Origin of the sequence: Massilia sp. DJPM01, assembly GCF_030348125.1 — a bacterium.
Classification (GTDB): Bacteria; Pseudomonadota; Gammaproteobacteria; order Burkholderiales; family Burkholderiaceae_D; genus Telluria_A; species Telluria_A frigida.
Genome location: NZ_JAQOZV010000067.1, coordinates 1 through 21,788, shown reverse-complemented (window position 1 = coordinate 21,788; position 21,788 = coordinate 1). Strand labels below are relative to the sequence as shown.

The window sequence follows — 21,788 nt, the reverse complement described above, 5'->3', positions numbered from 1 at the left end:
ATGAAAATGAAAGCAGGCGTGCGCGAACTGCGCAGGGCACTGGTGGGACTGTCGACGCTGGCCATGCTGGCCGCCGCGCCGGCGCAGGCGCAGTTAAGCAGCGCCACCATCAAGGGACACATTACGCAGAGCGGCGCGCCAGCGGCGCCGGCCACGCCAGTCATCGCCAGCAATTCGGCCACCGGCTACAACTACCGCACCACCACCGCCGCCGACGGCAGCTATGTGCTCACCGGCCTGCCGCCGGGCGAGTATGCGATCAAGGTCGGCGGCCAGACCACCGAAAAGCTCACGCTCTCGATCGGCCAGACCGCCTCGCTCGACCTGTCGGTCGGCGCCGCCGATCCGGCCAACGTCGCGCAGGTGGTGATCCTGGGTTCGGCCCAGCGCCGCAACGTCAAGACCTCGGAAGTCGGTACCAGCGTATCGCGCGCGCAGATCGAGAGCCTGCCGCAAGTGTCGCGCAACTTCCTCGCCTTTGCCGACCTGGCGCCGGGCGTGCGCTTCGACGTCGAGGCCAAGACCGGCTATGGCAGCTTGCAGGGCGGGGCGCAGAACCAGGACAATGTGAACGTCTTCATCGATGGCGTCGGACAGAAAAACTACATCCTGCGCGGCGGCGTGTCCGGGCTCAACTCGTCGCGCGGCAATCCGTTCCCGCAATCGGCGGTAGCCGAGTACAAGGTGGTTTCGCAGAACTACAAGGCCGAATTCGACCAGGTCAGTTCCACCGCGATCACGGCGATCACCAAGTCAGGCACCAACCAGCTGCATGGCGATGTGTTTTTCGACCGCACCGGCGCCAACCTGACCGCCTACGATCCATTCCAGAAGAAGCGCAAGGAGGAGGGCGTGGACCGCCCGCGCTACTCCCAGAAGCAGTACGGCGCCACGCTCGGTGGGCCGATCAAGGAAGACGTGATGCATTACTTCATCGCGTACGAAGGCAAACGGATCGACACGCCGCGCCAGGTCGTCGCGCAGCGCCAGGACTTGCTGCCCAACGCCGGCATCGTGCCGGCCCTGCTGGCGCAGGCCGGATCGGCCACGTCCAGGTTCAAGGAAGACCTGGTGCTCGGCAAGCTCACCACGCGCATCGGCGAAGACCACCTGATCGAACTGTCCACCCGCATCCGGCGCGAGAACGACCTGGTGCCGGAAGACTTCAAGCTGTCGGTGCCGGGCAACGAGAAGGACCGCAAGAACGACGAAACGCGCTTCGACCTGAAACACGAATTCACGCGCGGCGACTTCCTCAACGAGGCGCGCATCGACTACGAGAAGTTTCATTGGAATCCGAGCGGGCTGCGTTCGACGCCTTACGTGAAGTACGTGGTCTCGCCAAGCAACGAGACCAGGAACGTGGTCGATGTGCTGTTTACCGGCGGCTCGCCGGATGCCCAGGACCGCATGCAGAAAGGGCTGTCGTTCAGCGACAGCCTGACCTGGACCGGCCTGGCCGGCCACACGATCAAGGGCGGCGTCAAGGTCAAGAAGGTCGACTTCGACCTGTATGGCACCTCGCGCAGCATCGATATCCGGCGCGAGATGATCGACAATGTGACCGGCATTGCGCAGTTGTTTGAAATATCGCCCGCGCTGGCGCCGACGGGGGTGAGCTACGTCGACCGCCAGTACGGCATCTACTTGCAGGATGACTGGAAAGTGACCAAGCAGCTCGAACTCAATCTGGGCCTGCGCTGGGATTACGAGACGAATATGCTCAACGACAGCTACGTCACGCCGGCCGACCGCGCCGGCCTGTTCGGCAAGCAGGACCCGCGCGCTGGCGCCGCTGCCGGCCAGACCTATGCGCAGTCGCTGGCCAAGGGCGGCGTAACGATCGGCGACTTTATCAGCACCGGATCGAACCGCAAGCCGTTCAAGGATGCGTGGCAGCCGCGCGTGGGCATGTCGTACGACGTTTTCGGCGACGCCAATACCGTCTTCTTCGCCGGCGCCGGACGCGCCTACGACCGCACCATCGCCAACGCGGCGCTGGACGAGCTGCAAAAGAATTCGCAGCCCGGCGGCGAAATCTGGCTGATCCGCAGCGAACATCAACTGCCGTACACCGACCAGTTCAGCCTCGGCGTGCGCCAGGCGCTCGGCGCGTGGAATACCGAAGCCGGTGCGACCGTGTCGCGCAGCCGCAACCAGTTCAACTGGTTCGGCGGTAACCGCGATGTCAACGGCGGCTGGGGCAATGCCAGTCCGACCGATCCGATGTTCAGCTCCGTGCCCGGTTACGGTACCCTGATCCTGGGTGACTTCATCTCGCAGGCGAAGACCTCGTCGGCCTACCTGAAAGGCGACAAGCCGTTTTCAACCGCCTCCGGCTGGGGCCTGGCCGCCACCTACACCTACTCCAAAGGCGAGACCACCAACAAGGAGTGGACCAACGACCTTTTCAACTGGACCTACGGGCGCTATGCCAATGCGTGGAATCCGTCCACCAACGTCGAACGCCACCGCCTGGTGATGGCGGGGATGAGCGACCGCCTGCTCCCGTACGGGATCATGCTGTCGTCCAAACTCACCCTGGGCAGCGGCCTGCCGTACCGGATCACCGACTGCTCCAAGGGTTTCAGTGCCTGCGTGTCGCGCAAGGGCGATGGCGGCTCGTTCCGCCAGGTGGACCTGGCCATGGCCAAGGATATCGCGGTCGGTTTCGGCAAGGTGTCGGTGCGCCTGGACGTCCTGAACCTGTTCAATACGATCAACTACGCCGGTTACGACGCCTGGGGCGGTGGGCCGGCCACCAAGAATCCCAATTATCTTGGCGGCGACAACGTCAAGCTGGGAACGGCGGGCGAGGTCGGTGGCCCGGTGCGCACGGTGAAACTGAGCGCGCGCTACGCATTTTAATAAGGGACGTTGATGAGAAAACGCTTGATGCCGATGGCGGCGCTGGTTGGCGCCATCGCGACGCTGCCGCTGGCGCCGGCCATGGCGGCACCGCCCGCCACCGCCCCGGCGGCGCTGCTGGACGACCTGTCCGAGCGCACCTTCCGCTTCTTTTGGGAGACCACCAATCCGGCCAACGGGCTGGTGCCCGACCGCTATCCGTCGCCGTCGTTCTCCAGCATCGCGGCGGTCGGTTTCGGCCTGACGGCGTACCCGATCGGCGTCGAGCGCGGCTACATCACACGGGCGCAAGCGCGCGAGCGCGTGCTCACCACCTTGCGTTTCTTCCGCAATGCGCCGCAAGGCAGGCAGGCGAAGGGCATGAGCGGCTACAAGGGCTTTTTCTATCACTTCCTGGACATGAAAACCGGCGCGCGCAGCTCCAAATCGGAGCTCTCGACCATCGACACGGCCTTGCTGATGGCCGGCGTGCTGCACGTGCAATCGTATTTTGACGGGGCAGGCGACGAGGAGGCGGAAATCCGCCGCCTGGCCGACGAACTGTATCAACGCATCGACTGGCAATGGGCGCAGGCGCGCCCGCCGGCGATCGTGCTTGGCTGGCATCCGGAAACCGGCATGCTGCCTTACGACTGGCGCGGCTACAACGAGGCCATGCTGGTATACGTGCTGGCGCTGGCCTCGCCGACCCATCCGGTCGAACCGAAGGCGTGGGACGAGTGGACCAGCACCTACGACAAGACCTGGGGCACTTCATGGGGCCAGGAGCACCTGGGGTTCGCCTCGCACTTCGGGCACCAGTATTCGCACGTGTGGATCGATTTTCGCGGCATCCAGGATGCCTACATGCGCAAGCGCGGCATCGATTATTTCGAAAACAGCCGGCGCGCCACGTACGCGCAGCAGGCGTACGCGATTGCCAACCCGCTCGGCTGCAAGGGGTACGGTGCCAGCTTGTGGGGCGTGACGGCCGGCGACGGTCCGGCCGATGCCACCATCACCGACGGCGGCGTCAGGCGAAAGTTCCGCAGCTATGCGGGACGCGGCATGGGCAAGGAGCATGCCGACGACTGCACCATCGCCCCGACCGGCGCGGTGGCGTCGATCGCGTTCGCGCCGGAGATCGCCATTCCGGCGATAACCGCCATGCACGCGCGTTACGGCAAGCAGATCTACGGCAAATACGGCTTCCTGGACGCCTTCAATCCGAGCTTCGACTTCGGCATCAAGCTGGCCAACGGGCGGCGCGTGCCGGGCTTCGGCTGGATCGACACCGACTACCTGGGCATCGACCAGGGCCCGATCCTGGCCATGATTGCCAATCACCGCGACGAATCGGTCTGGCGCGTCATGCGCGGCAATCCGATCATCCGCACCGGATTGCGGCGCGCGGGATTTGCCGGCGGGTGGCTCGATAACGAGGCCAAGCCATGAATTTGCGGCGGCGCCACTGGGTCGCCGGTTCGGCGCTGGCGCTGCTGCTGGCCGGCTGCGAGCGGCGCAGCGGCGGCCCGGTGGAGCTGCGCCTGTGGGCCATGGGGCGCGAAGGCGAAGTGGTCAAGGAGTTGCTGGCCGACTTTGAAAACGCCAACCCCGGCATCCGCATCAAGGTGCAGCAGCTGCCCTGGCTCTCGGCCCAGGAAAAACTGCTGACCGCGTTCGCCGGCGACGTCACGCCCGACCTGTGCCAGCTGGGCAATACATGGATACCGCAATTCGCGGCACTGGGCGCGATCGAGCCGCTGGGCGACCGGATCGACCGTCCCCACGGCGTGGCCAGCGCCGACTATTTTCCCGGCATCTGGGCCTCGAACCAGATCGACGCCCAGTTATACGGCGTGCCCTGGTACGTGGACACGCGCCTGATCTACTACCGCAAGGACTTGCTGGCGGACGCCGGTTTCGTCAGGGCGCCTGCCAGCTGGGCCGAATGGACCGAGGCGATGCGCGCGGTGAAGCAGCGCAGCCCGCAGAACTATGGGGTTCTGCTGCCCCTCAACGAATACGAACAGCTGCTCTCGCTGGCGCTGCAGCAGGACGCGCCGCTGCTGCGCGAAGGAGGGCGCTTCGGCGACTTCCGCCACGCCGATTTTCGCGCCACGCTGCAGTTTTATCTCGACCTGTTCAAGAATGGCCTGGCGCCGCGCCTGTCGGCCACGGCGATTTCGAACGTGTGGGACGAATTTGCGAAGGGTTTTTTCGCCTTCTATATCTCCGGACCGTGGAATATCGGCGAATTCAAACGGCGCCTGCCGCTTGCGAAGCAGCACACCTGGATGACGGCGCCTTTGCCGGGACCGCACGGCGCCGGTGCGTCGGTGGCCGGCGGCGCCAGCCTGGTGATATTCAAGGCGTCGCAGCACAAGGAAGAGGCATGGAAGGTGGTCGAATACCTGTCGCAGCCCCACGTGCAGCGCCGTTTTTACCAGATGACCGGCAACCTGCCGCCGCGCCGCAGCGCATGGAATGACCCGGCATTGCAGGGCGACCCGTATTCGGCCGCGTTCCGCGAGCAGCTCGAACGCGCCAAGTCGCCGCCCAAGGTGCCGGAATGGGAGCGCATCGGCACCGAGATGCGCATCGTCACCGAGGCGCTGGTGGCCGGGCGCATGACGATCGAGCAGGCCGTGACGGAACTCGATGCGCGCACCGACCGCATCCTGGAAAAGCGCCGCTGGATGCTCGATCAGCGGGGCCGGGCATGACGACCGGGCGCGCCGCGTGGTGGATGGTGGGGCCGCCGCTGCTGGTGATCGGCATGTTTTTCTTCGTTCCGGTGCTGGCGGCGCTGGCGATGAGCATGACCGACTTCGACCTGTACGCGCTGGCGGACCTCGACAACCTGCGCTTCGTCGGCCTGGCCAATTATGCGGAGCTGCTGCAAACGCCGCTGTTCTGGAAGGCGCTGGGTAACACGCTGTTTTTCGTCGTGGCCGGCGTACCGCTCTCGATTGCCGCCTCGCTCGGCGCGGCGCTGCTGCTCAATTCACGGCTGGCGTGGTTCAAGCCGCTGTTTCGTACCGCCTTCTTCGCGCCGGTGGTGACGTCGATGGTGGCGGTCGCCGTCATCTGGCGCTACCTGTACCACTCGCGCTATGGTTTCATCAATTACGGGCTCGATCTGGCCGGGCTGGCGCCGCTCGACTGGCTGGGCGATCCACGCTTCGCGATGCCTTCGATTATCCTGTTCGCGGTCTGGAAGAACTTCGGCTACAACATGATCATCTTCCTGGCCGGCCTGCAAAGCATACCGGGCGATCTGTACGAAGCGGCCGAACTCGATGGCGCGCGCAGCGTGGCCATGCTGCGCCATATCACCTTGCCGGCCCTGGCGCCGACCATGTTCATGGTCAGCATCCTCACCATGGCCGGCTATTTCCAGCTGTTCGCGGAACCGTACATGATGACCGAGGGCGGGCCGCTGCAAAGCACCGTCAGCGTGCTGTACTTCATGTACGAGCAAGGCTTCAAGTGGTGGAACCTGGGCAGCGCCACGGCGGTGGCCTTCATCCTGTTCCTGCTGATGTTCGGCGTGACCATGCTGCAAATGCGCGTGGCCGGCCGCGGGCTGGAAGAATGAGCGCGCGCGCCGGCGCCAATCCGCGGCGCGTGTTCGTCAACGCCATGCTGATACTGTGCGCGCTGCTGGCCATGTTCCCGCTGCTGTGGATGACGTCCGTGTCGTTCATGGCGCATGGCGAGGCGAGCCACTTTCCGCCGCCGCTGCTGCCGCGCCAGGCCACCCTGGCCAATTACATGGAGCTGTTTTCGCAGGCCGGCATCGGGCGCTATTTCCTCAACAGCCTGATGCTGGCGCTGGCGGCGACCTTGCTCTCGCTCGCGTTCAACGTGGGCGCGGGCTACGCCTTCGCCAAGCTGCGCTTCGCGGGACGCGACCGCATCTTCAAGCTGCTGCTGGGGGCACTGGTGATTCCGGGGCAGGTAGCGATGCTGCCGCTGTTTTTGATCATGAAGCAGATGGGACTTGTGAATACCTACATCGGGGTATTGGTGCCGGCGGCGGCCAGCATCTTCGGGATTTTCCTGGTGCGCCAGTACGCGCTGACGATTCCCGATGCGCTGCTGGAGGCGGCGCGGCTCGATGGCGCCAGCGAGTTCCGCATCTTCCGCTCGATCGTGCTGCCGCTGCTGGCGCCGATCCTGGTGACCTTGGCGATCTTCAGTTTTCTCGGCAGCTGGAACGACTTCATGTGGCCCCTGATCGTCCTCACCGACAAGGATCTGTACACCCTGCCGGTGGCGCTGGCATCGCTCTCGCGCGAGCATGTGCAGGATAACGAGATGATGATGGCCGGGTCGGTGCTCACCATTTTGCCGGTGCTGCTGCTGTTCCTGGTCTTGCAGCGCTATTACATCCAGGGCCTGCTGGTCGGCAGCGTAAAGGGATAAGGCCGCCGGCCGCCATGTCATCGCAGTGAACATCACCAGGGCAAAACATGACGAACGCAATCGTATTTCCCAAGCACTTCCTGTGGGGCGCATCGACGTCGGCCTACCAGATCGAAGGCTCGCCGCTGGCCGACGGCGCGGGGCCGAGCATCTGGCAGCGCTTCGCTCACTCGCCCGGCAATATTCGCGATGGCGACACGGGCGATGTCGCCTGCGACCATTACCGCCGCTCGGCGCAGGATGTGGCGCTGATGCGCGAGATCGGCTTGCAGGCTTACCGCTTCAGCATTTCGTGGAGCCGGATCATGCCGGCCGGCCGCGGCGCGGTCAATCCCGTCGGGATCGGGTTCTACGACGAGCTGGTGGACCGCTTGCTGGCACACGGCATCAAGCCGATGGTCACCCTGTTCCACTGGGACCTGCCGGAGGCGCTGGACAACCAGGGCGGCTGGCTCAATCGCGACATCGCCGGCTGGTTCGCCGACTATGCGCGCGTGATGTTCGACCGCCTCGACGACCGGGTCACCTCGTGGGCCACGCTCAACGAGCCATGGGTGGTGTCCGACGGCGGCTACCTGAATGGTACCCTGGCGCCCGGGCACCGCAACCGCTTCGAAGCCCCCATCGCCGCGCATAACCTGATGCGCGCGCACGGTGCGGCGGTGAAGGTGTACCGCGAGGTGGGCAAGCACCAGATCGGGCTGGTGGTCAACCTGGAACCCAAGTACCCGGCCAGCGACAGTGCGGCCGACCAGGACGCGGCCGCGCGCGGCCACGCTTACATGAACGGGCAATTCCTCGATCCGGTGTTTTTCGGGCGCTATCCCGACAAGATGAAGGACGTGTACGGCGACGCCTGGCCCGAGTGGCCGGCCGGGGATTTCGACGTGATTCGCCAGCCGCTCGACTTCATCGGTGTCAATTACTACACGCGCAGCGTCACGCGCGACGAGGCGAGTGCCTGTCCGCTGCGTGCGGTGGCGGTGCGCCAGCCGCTGGCCACCTACACCGAGACCGGTTGGGAGGTGTACGCCAGGGGCTTGAGCGACACGCTTGAATGGGTGGCGGCGCGCTACGGCAATCCGCCGCTGTACATCACCGAAAATGGCGCCGCGTTTTTCGATCCGCCGGTGGCCGAAGGAGGGCGGGTGCACGATCCGCTGCGCGTCGATTACTACCAGAAGCATCTGCGCGCGATTCACGAGGTGATGCAAAAGGGCGTGGACGTGCGCGGTTACTGCGCCTGGTCGCTGCTCGACAACCTGGAATGGGCACACGGCTTTTCCAAACGCTTCGGCATCGTGCACGTGAACTTCGCGACCCAGGAGCGCACGCTCAAGGACAGCGCGTATTTTTACCGTGAGGTTATCGCCACCAACGGCGCCGTGCTCGATGGCGTGCCGGCGCGGCCGTCCCCGTGGAGCGGCGCGGCCATGTGGACCGAGTAGGCAAGCGGGGCGGCAAATAGGGGGAAAGCCACCGGCGGTTACAAAATGGTGTTGTATTCATGCTGCAAAAATGGAAAGTAAGAAGTCAAAAAAATAATGCGCAGGTGGAATCATAGTTTACCTATGACAGCGTGATTTTTATAAGGCGCGCAGGCGTGCGGAATGCAGGGCACAGACGGGCTGAATGTCGAAAACAGCAGAATATTGTTAATAAACAATTTCTCAAATACACTTACATCTGCTAAACTGCTCGACTCGTTAGAATTTGTGCAATAGATCAGGCCATGTATGTGGGCTGTCGCCTGCCCGCCATGCTGCCTGCTCAACCTCAAAAATCGCTTCGTTTCCCGCCGCGCCGCCTCGCCCTGGCTTCCCTCGTGCGCGCCGCGCTGCTGCTCATGCCGGCGTCCACAGTGTCGGCGCAGCAGCTTCCGGTGCCGGCAGCAAGCGCGCCCAATCCGCTCGACGTCGCGCAGGAAGGCATCCGGCGCCAAGAGGAACGCCTGCGCGAACAGCAGCAGCAATTGCAGGCCAAGGCCGACCTGCTGCAACCGGCGCAGGCGGCCGCCGACATGAGCAAGCTGCCCGTCGAGACGCCTTGCTTCCTGATCAAGAGCATGACTGTTGGTAGCAAGCAGGAGCTCGGCTCGATGGCATCGGCCGTGGCGCCCTTTATCGGCCAGTGCGTCGGGGTGCAAGGGGTGCGCCAGATCGCCGCCGTGCTTGACGCCAGGCTGATCGCGCAGGGTTACGTCACCAGCCGGGTCAGCCTGCCGCAGCAAAACCTGAGCGAGGGCAAGCTGGTGTTCGCCCTGCACATCGGCCGCGTTGGCGGCGTGAAGATGGTCAAGGCCGGCGTGCCGGGCGACGTGGCGGACGATGCCTGGGGAACCTGGAAGAACGCCTTTCCGCTCTCCGCCGGCGACGTACTCAATATCCGCGACCTGGAGCAGGGCGTCGAGCAGATGAAGCGCTTGCCGAGCCAGGCGGTCACCACCCGCATCGAGCCGGGCATGGATGCGGACACCAGCATCGTGCTGCTCGAACGCCAGACCGGCAGCCTGCTGGAGCGCACGCACGCTTCCGTCAGCCTGGACAATTCCGGTTCGGTGGCTTTGGGCCGGGCGCAGTTGTCCGGTTCCCTGTCGCTCGACAACGCCGCCGGCCTGAACGATATTTTCAGCCTGAGCAGCAATATCAATGCCCAGCAGCCCAAGCGCGACCATCGCAGCACCAGCCTGTCGGCCAACTACAGCATTCCCTGGGACTATCACAGCTTCAGCGTGTCGCACAGCAGCAGCCGCTTCGCCCAGTTCGTGCAAGGTACGACAGCGCGTTTCCTGTCCAGCGGCAGCAGCAGCACGGCCGAGGCCAAATGGAATTACCTGGCGTGGCGCAGCGCGTCGGCCAAGGCCGGCGTGTATGCGGCCATCTCGACCCGCCGCGCGCAGAGTTTTCTCGACGACGTGGAACTGGTCGTGCAGCGCCGCCGCACCACCGGCGCCCAGGCCGGCCTGACCCTGAAGCACTACCTCGGCCAGGGCCTGCTCGATCTCGACCTCGGCTACCGCCAGGGCATCGGCCTGGGCAGCGCCGAGGCCGACTATCCGAGCGCGGCCGACGGCGGCCTGACCCTGCGTCCGCGCATCTATAGCGTCAACGCCTCGTACAGCCAGCCGTTCAAGCTGGCCGAACGCGCACTGCAGTACAGCGCCAGCCTGCGCCTGCAACAGACCGGCGACATGAGCTTGTCGGCCGACCAGATCAGCATCGGCGGGCGCTACAGCGTGCGCGGCTTCGACGGCGACAGCGTGCTGATGGCCGAAAGCGGCGCGATCCTGCGCCAGGACGTCTCGACCGGCCTGCCCTCGTTCGCCGGTATCGACAGCAGTGTATTCATCGCGCTCGACGCCGGCAAGGTCTGGGGGCCGAGCGCCGCCGGCCTGGTGGGCGACACCCTGGCCGGTTTCGCCGCCGGCCTGCGCGGCAGGTGGAAGTCGCTGGTATTCGATATCAGCCTGGCCACCCCGGTCAGCAAGCCGGAGCGCTTCAAGACGCGCGCGCTCACGCCGTATGTTTCGGTCACGTATTCGCGCTGATTGGCGCAGCGCAGACAGTTCAGTCCCCCCGCAGTACCCGTTTGACGCCGTTCAGGCACCCCAAGGACCCATCATGAAATCACCTATCCGCCATCTGTTAAAGAGCAAACAATCGACCTTGACCGCGGCCGACCGGCAGGTCCTGGCGCAGCTGGAGCAGCCGATGGAGGCGGTGGGCCGTGGCGGCCGTCCGTGGGCGCGGGTGGTGGCGAGGATGATGATCGTGCTGCAGATCTTGCAGACGGCGCTGATCGCGGGACCGGCTTACGCGCAGGTTGTGGCCGCCGGCAACGCGCCGGCCGGGCAAAAGCCGCTGGTCGATGCCGCCGCCAACGGCGTGCCGATCGTGCTGATCGCGCCGCCAAGCGCGGCCGGCGTGTCGCACAACCGCTACGACCAGTTCAACGTGGATAGCAGGGGCTTGATCCTGAATAACAGCCGGGAGAGTGTCGGCACCCAGCTGGGCGGTATCGTCAACGGTAATATGCAGTTGGGCACCACCAGCGCCCGCATCATCCTGAACGAAGTCACGTCCGGCAATCCGTCGCGCCTGAACGGCTATATCGAAGTGGCAGGGCAGCGCGCCGACCTGGTCATCGCCAACCCCAACGGCATCAGCTGCGACGGCTGCGGCTTTCTCAATACCGCCGGCCGCGCCACCTTGACCACCGGCACGCCGCAATACAATAGCGCCGGCCAGCTCGACAGCCTGAACGTGCAGCGCGGCGTGATTAGCATCGGCGCCCGTGGCTTAAATGCCAGCAATGTCGAGCAGCTCGACCTGCTGGCGCGCGGCATCGTGATCGAAGGCGAGATCTCCACCAAGAACTTGCAGGCCGTCCTGGGCGCCAACAAGGTCTTGTACGGCACGCTCAAGGCCACCCAGCAGGATGGCAGCGGCAATGCGCCCAAGTTCGCCATCGATATCGCCGACCTGGGCGGCATGTACGCCAACCAGATCTATCTGGTCGCCACCGAAAAGGGCCTGGGCGTAAACAGCGCCGGCCGCATCGCTTCCCTGTCGGAAAACCTGACCCTGAGCGCGCAGGGCGACCTGACCCTGAAGGACAATTACAGCAAGAAAGACGTCGACCTGTCCAGCAGCGGCAAGGTGACGTTGGCGGGACAGACCAACGCCGAGCGCAACGTGCGCATCGCTGCGGCCGAGCGCATTGCCGTCAACAACGGCGCCGTGCTGCGCGCGGAGCAAAGCGTGCTGCTCACCACCGGCCAGATCGACAACAGCGGCAGCGTGATCCAGAAGTCCGCCAGCGCGACCCTGGTGCTGGCCGCCGAGCGCATCAACAGCAGCGGCAGCATGTATTCGGCCACCGACCTCAGTTTGCAGGCCCGGACTATCGACGGCAAGGGCGGCGTCTTGCAGGCAGAGCGCGCCCTGAAGGTGTCCGCCGACAGCATCATGGTGGACCAGCAGCAGTGGGCCGCCAACGAGGCGGTCACGGTCAAGGCCGGCCAACTGCGCGCTGCCAACAGCGTGCTGGCGGCCGGAACGGATCTGTCCCTCAATGCCAGCGGCGCCCTGAACATCCAGGGCAGTAGCTTGACGGCCAAAAAGGCCATCGACCTGCGCGGCCAGGGCGTAAACACCGCCGCCGCGACCGTCTCGGCGGCCGCGCTGGCCATCGATGCTGGCAAGGGCAAGCTGGACAACACCGGCGGCGTGATCTACGCGGCCGGCAACATCGACCTGCGCGCCGCCGGCATCGACAATACGCGCGGCAAGATCGTCGCGACCGACAAGCTGGCGCTCGATGCCGGTGGTGGCACGCTCGACAACACGGGCGGCACGCTGGCATCGAAGGATGCCGTGTTCGGCAACGTCGGCAGCATCCGTAACCGCGAAGGCACCCTGTCCACCACCAGCGACCTGGTGCTGGACGGCGCCCTCGACAACAATAAAGGCAAGCTCATCACCGCCGGGGCGCTCACGTTCTCCGGTACGTCGCTGGACAATGCCGGCGGCGCCATCCAGGCCGGCAATGCCGTCAGCCTCACCGCCAGCGGCCTGATCGACAGTGCCGACGGTATCATCCAGAGTACCTCGGCCGGCGTCGCCATCAAGGCTGGGCGCCTCGACAATACCAAGGGCGCGATTGCGGCGGCCAAGGACATTGCCATCGATGCCGGCCGCGTGCTCGGGCGCGATGGCGACATCAGTGCCGGCGGCAAGCTGGCCGTCAGCGGCGCGGCACTCGACCTGGGCGGCGCCAGCCTCGCCAGCAACGGCACGCTCGACCTTGCCGCCAGCGACATCCTGGCCGGCGCTGCCAAGCTGCAAGCCGGGCAGGCGTTGACCGTCAAGGCAGGCAATCTGTCGGCCGCCGGCGCCACGATCGCCTCGGTCGGCAGCGTGAACGTTGCCGCCACCGGCGACGCCCGGCTGGACAAGGCCGCGATTGGCGCCAACGGCAACGTGGACATCAATGGCCGCAAGCTGCATGCCCAGCAACTGCGCGTGGAAAGTAGCGGCACCGTCGCGCTCAAGGCCGACAGTGTCGACCTGCAGGACGCCAGCCTGTCCGGCGCGCGCGGCCTCGGCCTGGCGGCCGGCACCTTGCTGATGAAGGGCGGCAGCGCCGTTTCCGGCGGCAAGCTGACCGTGACCGGCCAGAGCCAGCAGGGCGGCAAACTGTCGGCCGCGGGTGACGTCGAGGTCCGCATGGACAAGCAGCTCGACCTGACTGGCGGCGCCATCCGCGCCGGCGGCGATATCGCGGTGCGTGCCGAAGGCATCGTCACCGACCAGGCGCTGCTTGGCGGCAAGCACATCGTGCTCGATGCCGGCCTTGGAAGCGTGAGCAACGTGCAGGGCACGATCGTGGCCGAGTCCGGCGGCGGCACGCGCGCTCCGGCGCTGGTGGTGCGCGGCAATGGCATCGACAACAACCGTGGCGTCCTGTCGTCCGACGCGAATGCCGTGTTCGACGCAAAAACCCAGGCGTTCGACAACAACGGCGGCAAGGTCGTCGTGAGCGGCGACATGGATTTGTCGGCAGGCGCGCTGAAAAATCGCTCCGGCAGCATCGCCACGGGCAGCAGCATCGTCATGCGCGGCAACGACGTCGACAATACCGACGGCCAGCTGCGTTCCGGCAAGGATGTCATCATCGAAGCGAACGGCCAGCGCCTCGGCAACGACCGCGGCGTGATCGAGGCGCAGGGCACGATGACCCTGCTGGCAGCCGACTTGAGCAACATCGGCGGCCGATTCGCCGCCAACCAGACCCTTAACCTGACTGCCGGTGCACTGAATAACAGCGGCGGCACGCTGGCGGCCGGCAAGGACCTGACCCTGAGCGTGAGCGGCGTGGCCAACAGCGGCAACGGCAGCTTGAACGCGGGCGGGCCGGTCAGCATCAGTGCCGGGCGTTTCGACGCGGACGGCGCACAGATCTCGTCGCACGAGCAGATCGTCATTGCAGCCGGCCAGGGCATGTACCTGGACCAGAGCACTATCCATGCCGGCGGCTCGGTCGATCTGTCCGCCAACAACATGCAAGCGAAGGGCGCGACTATTCTCAGCAACGGCGCCATCGCCGTTAGCGGACGCGACAGCGTCAATCTTGCCGGCAGCGACATCAACGCCAACGGCGCGGTGAGCGTCAAGGCCGCCAACGGCGCCAGCCTGCAAGGCACGCAGATTGCGAGCAATGCCGAACTGCGCATCGACGCCGCCAACATCGACGGCGGCGCCAGCCGCCTGTCGAGCGCGGGCGACCTGGACTTGCATGCGGGCACGGGCGGCATCGTCCTTGCTGGCGCGCATGTGGCCAGCGGCGCCGGCCTGCGCATCGACGGCAAAGGCATCGATGCCGCCAACGCAACCCTGGCGGCAAAGAGCGATATCGCGCTCGATACGCGCGGCGCGGACTACAAGGCTGACGGCGGCCGGCATCGCAGCGAGAGCGGCGGCATCACGCTCAAGGCCAACAATATCGACACTGGCGGCAGCGCCGGCCAGATTGCCGACAGCGGCTTCATCGCCAAGGGCAGCATTGCGCTCGAAGCAAGCGGGCAGATTAACGCCGCCAACAGCACCATTTCTTCCGGCGGCAATGTGGCGCTCAATGCCGGTCAGGGCATCAGCACGGCTGGCGGCGCGGTATCGGCCATCGGCAGCGCGGCCTTGTCGGGCGCCACCATCAACAATGCCGGCGGCGCGATTGCCGCCAACGGCGCGCTCAAGCTGCTTGCCCGCGACGGCGGCATCGACAATGGCGGCGGCAGCATCTTGTCGCGCGACCAACTGACATTGCACACGCACACCGGCCTCGACCGCATCGCCGGCAAGCCGGTTGCGGCCGGCGGCGCGACAGACCTGAACAACAAGGGCGGCTCCATCGTGGGCGTGGCCGGGGCCGTCATCAATAGCGGCACCATCGACAATAGCGGCGGCAAGATCGCCAGCGGCGACACCCTGGTGCTCGACCTCGGCAACAGCGACTTCAAGGGCGCCAAAGGCAGCGTGCTCAGCGAAAAGGCGCTGACCCTGACCGCGCGCCAGATCGACCTGAGCGCCGGCCAGCTGCGCGCGGGCAAGGGCGTGAGCCTGTCCGCCGAGCAGATCGTGGCGCAAGGCGCGGCCATCAGCGCCGCCGCCGGCGACCTGCTGATCGACAGCAAGGGCGGTTCGATCGACGCCAGCCACGCGGACATGCTGGCCTCGGGCCTGCTGAGCCTGAAATCGGGCACGGCCGACCTGGCGCACGCCAAGCTCTCCAGCGGCGCCGGCACCAGTATTGCCAGCGCAGCGCTCGATGCGCGCCAGGCCATCATCCAGGCCGGCGGCGATATCGCCATCGCCAGCGGCGCGGCAATCAACGCCCAGGACGCGGCCATCGGCGCCGGCGGCAAGCTGGACGTGACCGCCAGTTCGCTCAAGGGTGGCCAGTATTCGGCATTCAAGGACTTGACGGTGGTGACCACGGGCGCCATCGACCTGGGCAAGAGTGCCCTGCCGGGCGCGCAGGGCGGCGCCTTCCTCACGGATAAGGCGCTCCATGTCAAGGCGCAGGGCGTCATCCTCGATGACGGCCGCGCGATCGGCAAGAACATCACGCTCGACGTCGGCAACGGCGTGCTGAGCAATCGCGGCGGCACCATCCTCGCCACCGATGCCGCCGCCAACGCGCCGGCCCTCAAGCTCACCAGCAATGGCATCGACAGCACGGGCGGCAGCATCGTCAGCAACGGCGACCTGATCATCAACAGCGGCAGCGGTGCCGTGGACAACAGCAAGGGCACGCTTGGCGCCCTGGGAAAACTCGACATCGTGGCCGGCAAGCTCGGCAACGCGGGCGGCAAGGTGGTGGCCAACACGGCGCTCACGATGCAGGTGCAGGCCGTTGACAACCATGGCGGCAAGATCCAGGCCGGCACCAGCCTGAACGTCAAGGCAGGCGATATCGACAACCGCGCCGGCACCCTGGCCGGCAGCACCGGCATCGACCTGACGGCCGGCAAGGTCGACAGCAGCGACAAGGCGCTGATCGGCAGTAATGGCAACGTTACCTTGCATACCAAGGGCTTGGACAACAGCGGCAGCCAGGTCAAGGCCGGCGGCAAGCTGGCCATCGATACCGGCACGGCGGGCGCCATCACGAACGTCAAGGGCAGCCTGGCCAGCGATGGCGGCATGACCCTGGCCAGCGCCGGCGCGCTGGACAACAGCGGCGGCGCCATTGCGGCCGGCGCGGGCCTGGACGCGCAGATCCAGGGCGCGCTGGTCAACAAGGATGGCAATATCGTGGCCGGCAAGAACCTCGGACTGAGCGTCACGGACGGGCTCGCCAATCGGGGCGGCGCCATCCAGGCCGGCGGCGACATGCTGGTTGCCGCAAACAAGGGCATAGCCAACGATGCCGGCAAGCTGATCGCCAACGGAGCGCTCGACATCGACGGCGCCTCGCTCACCAGCAAGAAAGGCTTGATCAGCGCGGGCAAGGACTTGACGCTCGACGTCAAGACCCTCGGCGGCGCGCTCGACAACCAGGGCGGCCAGATCCAGGCCAGCGGCAAGGCCAGCATTGCGGCCAAGGGCGTGGGCAACGTCGACGGCGTGATCATCGCCAGCGACGACCTGATGCTCGACGCAGGCAAGGCGTTGCTCGACAACCGTGGCGGCATCGTGCAAAGCGCCAAGGCATCGGTCGCGATCGACGCCGGCGACATCGCCAGCCAGGGCACGGGCAGCGCCATCGTGGCGGCGGGCAAGCTGACGGTTGCTGGCAATAACATCGACAGCGGCAAAGGCTTGATCAGCGCGGGCAAGGACCTGTCGCTGATCGCGCAGGGCGCGCTCGGCAACGCGCAGGGCCGCATCACGGCCGGCGCGCACGCCACCGTGCAGGGCAAGGGCATCGACAACAGTGGCGCGCTGCTCAGTGCCGGAAAAACCATGAGCGTGCAGGCCGGCAGCGGCACCTTGCTCAACAGCGGCGGCAGCGTCCTGGCGGGCGAAACGCTCAAGCTGGACGCGCGCAGTGTACACAACCTGGGCGGGACCCTGGCATCGAACGGCGACCTGACCTTGCTGGCCGACAGCGGCGGCACGGTCGACAACAGCGCCGGCACCATCCGCAGCGCGCAGGGCAGCGTCAGCCTGACGGGCGGGCAGCTGCGCAATGGTGCCATCGGCGCCGGCGGAGTGATCGCGGCCGGGAAAGACGTGACGATCAGCGCCAATGGCGCGCTGCTCAACCGCGACGGCGCCATCGAAGCGGCCAACAAGCTGACCATCCAGGCCGGCGCTGCGCTCGATAATACCAACGGCAAGCTGACCGGCGCCAAGGCGCTGGCCGTCAGCGCCAATGGCATCACCTCGGTCAACGGTTCCATGCTCAGCAATGGCGCACTGAGCGCCAACGCGGGTACGGGCGCGTTCGACAACAGCAAGGGCATCATTTCCGGCGGCGGCAACACCACCTTGAACGCGGCCGGCCGATTCGACAATACCGACGGCAAAATCACCACGGGCGCCAATCTGGTGGCCACGACCGGCGCGTTCGACAATGTACGCGGCCTGGTCAGCGCCCAGGGTGGCGCCAACCTGAGCACTGCGGCCTTCGATGGCCGTAAGGGCGAGGTCATCGGCCAGCAAGCGCTGACGATCAATACCCAGGGTGCGCGTTTCGATGGTTCGGGCGGACGCTTTGCCAGCAATGGCGGTGTGACCCTGGCCACCGGCGACGCCGTGCTGACCGGCAGCACCATCGCCGCCGGCGACAGCTTCGCCATCCAGTCGCTGGGCGCGAACACGCGCCTGGACGCCAACGGCATCCAGATCGCCGTCACCAAGAACATCACCATGACGGGCGCGGACGTGGCCCTGAATGGCAGCAGCCTGCAAGCCGGCAATACGATTACCGTGGCAGGCAGCACGGTTGGCTTGAACAATGCGGCTCTGGCCGCGAACAGCGCCGTCAATATCAACGGCACCGATGTGCAGGCCGCCGCCATCAACATCAGCACCCAGGGCGATATTTCCCTACAGGCGAGCAATACCCTGGACTACCGCAACGGGCAGTTCGCTGCCGGCAATAATGCCGCCATCTATGGTGGCGGCCTGGTGGCCACGTCCGGCGCCAAGCTGGCGGCCGGCAAACGCTTGTCGTTCGGCATGGGGCAGCAGTCTGTCGATTTCAGCGCGCTCGACTTTACCTATCAGTTCGGCACCGACCTGCTGGTGCAAGCCATGGGCATTCGTACCGGCGGCGTGGCGATCAGCGCCGACAACCTGTTCTTCGACGCCGGCACCGGCGTGCTCGACAACACTGGCGGCACTTTGTCCGCCACCGGCGTGATCGAATTCAAGGCGCGCGGCATGGTCAACAGCGGCGGCCTGATCGCGGCGGACCATCTGGTGTCGCTCGACTCCGGCAACGGCGCGCTGATCAACAGCGGCGGCACCATCGCCAGCGCTGCCGGCAAGATCGGCATCACGGGCAGCGACCTGCTCAATACCAATGGCGGCAATATCACCGCCGCCGACACGGTGACCGTGACGACCACGGGCCTGGCCGACAATGCGGGCGGCAATATCGTCGCCGATGGCGTGGTGAGCGTGGAGAGCGGTACCCTGGGCAACGCCAAGGGCCAGGTGGTCAGCAACAAGGACAAGGTCGCCATCAAGGTCGGCACTTTCGACAATAACGGCGGCCTGGTCAGCGCCAAGACGGCGCTGGATATCACAACCAAGCTGGGTGTCGGCAATAAGGGCGGCAGCCTGGTCGCCGGCCTTGACGCAAGCATCGTCGCCAACAATGGCGTGGACAATACCGGCGGCGTCATTGGCGCCGCGGGGAAAGTGGCGCTGACCAGCAGCACTGGCGTTGTGATCAACCAGGGCGGCTCGATCCAGAGCGATACCTCGACGGTCGCCATCGATGCCGGCAACGGCATCTGGAACCAGAACGGCGATATCTACGGGCTGACCGGCGTGCAGGCCAGGACCGACGCCAACCTGCTCAATATGCAGGGCGGCCGGATCGCCAGCCAGGGTGACGTCAAGCTCAGCAGCCTCAAGGGCAAGCTGGACAACACGGACGGCATCGTCAGTTCGGGCAGCGCCCTGATCGTGGCGGCCAAGGACGTGCACAATGCGGGTGGCGTGCTGTCGGGCTTGACGTCGGCCAAGGTCGATGCCGAGAGCGTCGACAACACTGCCGGCGTGATCGAAGCGGGCACGGGCGGCATCGCGATCACGGCCAAAACGCTGACCAACGATAACAGCGGCACCCAGCGCGGGATTGTCAGCAAAGGCGACATCACCATCAGCGGCGGCACGGTCAAGCAGAACGGCGGCTATATCGGCGCCGACGGCAAGCTGACCATCGACGGCAGCAGCATCGACAATACCGGCGGCTCGACCATGCTGGCCTTGAAGGAATTGAGCCTGACCGCAACCACGGGCATCAATAACCAGGACGGCAATATCAAGTCCGCGCTCGATACCACGCTCAAGGCGCCGGTGCTGAATAACGTCGGCGGCACGGTGTTTGCGAACAATAACCTCCTGGTGGACGCGGCGGCGATCGATAACAGCAATACCAGCAACGGCGCGTTCGACAAGGGCTTGCTGGCATCGAACACGGTGACCGTGAATGCGGCCACGGTGGGCAATGTGAATGGCGCGATCGTGGCGCTGAAGAACCTCAAGGTGGCTGGTTCGGCCAGTATCAATAATACGGGCGGGCAGCTGAGCGGCGAAGCAGTCACGATTGACACGGCGGACTTCGTCAATACCAGCGGGCGCACCGATGCCACCACCATGCTGACGGCGACCATGAAGAAATTCAGCGCCGACGGCGTGATGGCATCCAGCGGCACCCTGCGCCTGGCCATGGATGGCGATTACACCAACGGCGGTATCGTGGCGGCCGAGAACAATCTGGAGATTGTTCTCAATAACGGCAAGTACACCAATAACGGTACGATCAGCGCGGCCAAGGACCTGAGCCTGTCGGCCACGGAGTTGAATAACTACGGCTCGATCAGCGCGACCAATACGACGCTCGATGTCGGCACGTTTACCAATGCCGGCACCGGCGTAGTCAATTCGATCGGCACCACGACGGTCACGGGTGGCAGCACCTTCAATAGCGGGCGGATTTACGGCGGCAACGTGGTGATGGGCGGCGCGGTGACGAATGAGAAGGATGCCACCATCGGCGCGCGCGATACCTTGACCATGAGCGGCTTGTTGATCAATAAGCCGGGCGCTAATGTGCTCAGCCTTGGCAATATGACGCTGGGTAGCGTGGTCAATGCGGGCGCGCGAATCGAATCAGGTGCAAACCTGGACATCGGCAGCCTGACCAACCTGAATTGCGTGAACGGTGGCGTCGATAACGGCCAGGGCGCATCCAATTGCAGCGCGTATGGATTAAAGGGCGGAATTGCTTATTCCGACCAGACCACGGTTGTGCCAGTCAATTTCATCACTATTACGCCCAGAGGCTCGAATACTGCCTATACGCTGGACCAGTTGTCGTACTACACGGACGACCAGCACTACTATATTCATCCTAGCGATTTGCACAACAAGATCGAGGATTACACCAAGACCACGATCGACACTCGCACCATTGTGAAATCGGTTGTCGACAGCTCAAACGCCGGATTGGTAACGGCGGCGGGTAATATCACGGCGAAAGCGGCGATGAACGTCGACAGCCAGATTGTCGCCGGCGGTAACGTCTCCATCACCGGCGCCGCTGAAGTTGGGAATGGCGTTGAGAAAACGCCAGGCGATACGGTCAACATCTCTACCCAGGGAACCCAGGCCATCACGGAAAATGGAAGTAGCTATTTTACCGAAGTCAAGAATGATTGCGACTGGAAGGGGAAATGCAAACACTATCGAGTAGATAGCAAATTCACGGCCATTCAGGACGTCGGCCCTACAACATCGATCGATGTTGCCGCCGTTTTGTACGACAGTGGCGGCATGGCGCCCGCGCCGGCCGCTCCTGATGACGCAACGATTGCCCCTGCCGATCCGGCGAAAGTCGTCGGTACCCTTGGCACCGGCGTAGCCGGCAATCTCACCGCCAGCAGTGGCAACACTGCGGCGGGCGACGTGACGACTACGAAGACGGGTAACGTCGCCACCTACACGACCGGCAGCACGACCGTCGGCATCAACGTCGGCGCGATCAATGCCGATACCGCGGTGCAGGGCGTGGCAGCTCAGGGCGTTAGCGCCGGCGGCACGCCATCGGTTGACACCTCCGTCGCCGCTGGCGGCACCAAGATCGGTGCGCAGGCAGCCGGTACTGCCAGCGGAGCGGGCCCGGTCTCGACCGACGCCCAGCAACAAGGCAGCGGCGGCGCAACGGACGTTACGGTCGGCACGAGCGCCCAGCCTATCGTCAAGGGCCAGGTGGCAGGCAATGCCCTGCCTGGCAGCGTCATCGCGGGCAATGCCCGCGCAGCCCAGCAA

At 65.2% G+C, this 21,788-nt stretch carries 8 protein-coding genes; all 8 read left to right on the top strand.

Annotated elements, in window-relative coordinates:
* The gene (locus PO883_RS29410; protein ID WP_289312926.1) at positions 1-2,868 is read left to right on the top strand and encodes a TonB-dependent receptor domain-containing protein; all 2,868 of its coding nucleotides are present in this window, start codon (positions 1-3) and stop codon (positions 2,866-2,868) included.
* A 12-nt stretch (positions 2,869-2,880) separates the two neighbouring features.
* Positions 2,881-4,302 carry a glucoamylase family protein gene (locus PO883_RS29405; protein ID WP_289312925.1) on the top strand — a complete coding sequence of 474 codons (1,422 nt, stop codon included), beginning with the start codon at positions 2,881-2,883 and terminating at the stop codon, positions 4,300-4,302.
* Complete coding sequence (locus PO883_RS29400; RefSeq protein WP_289312924.1) at positions 4,299-5,573, top strand: sugar ABC transporter substrate-binding protein; 1,275 nt, start codon at positions 4,299-4,301, stop codon at positions 5,571-5,573. The genes PO883_RS29405 and PO883_RS29400 overlap by 4 nt, the downstream gene beginning before the upstream one ends.
* On the top strand, positions 5,570-6,448 hold the full coding sequence (locus PO883_RS29395; protein WP_289312923.1) for a carbohydrate ABC transporter permease: 879 nt from the start codon (positions 5,570-5,572) through the stop codon (positions 6,446-6,448). The genes PO883_RS29400 and PO883_RS29395 overlap by 4 nt, the downstream gene beginning before the upstream one ends.
* Positions 6,445-7,278 carry a carbohydrate ABC transporter permease gene (locus tag PO883_RS29390; protein ID WP_289312922.1) on the top strand — a complete coding sequence of 278 codons (834 nt, stop codon included), beginning with the start codon at positions 6,445-6,447 and terminating at the stop codon, positions 7,276-7,278. Before PO883_RS29395 ends, PO883_RS29390 begins: the two co-directional genes overlap by 4 nt.
* A gap of 47 nt (positions 7,279-7,325) precedes the next feature.
* Positions 7,326-8,726: a GH1 family beta-glucosidase gene (locus tag PO883_RS29385; protein ID WP_289312921.1), complete on the top strand. Its 1,401-nt coding sequence runs from the start codon at positions 7,326-7,328 to the stop codon at positions 8,724-8,726.
* A gap of 284 nt (positions 8,727-9,010) precedes the next feature.
* Positions 9,011-10,825, top strand: a complete 1,815-nt coding sequence (locus tag PO883_RS29380) for a ShlB/FhaC/HecB family hemolysin secretion/activation protein (protein ID WP_289312920.1) — start codon at positions 9,011-9,013, stop codon at positions 10,823-10,825.
* 73 nt (positions 10,826-10,898) lie between these two features.
* The coding region (locus PO883_RS29375; RefSeq protein ID WP_289312919.1) for a filamentous hemagglutinin N-terminal domain-containing protein at positions 10,899-21,788 on the top strand (10,890 nt) is incomplete at its 3' end.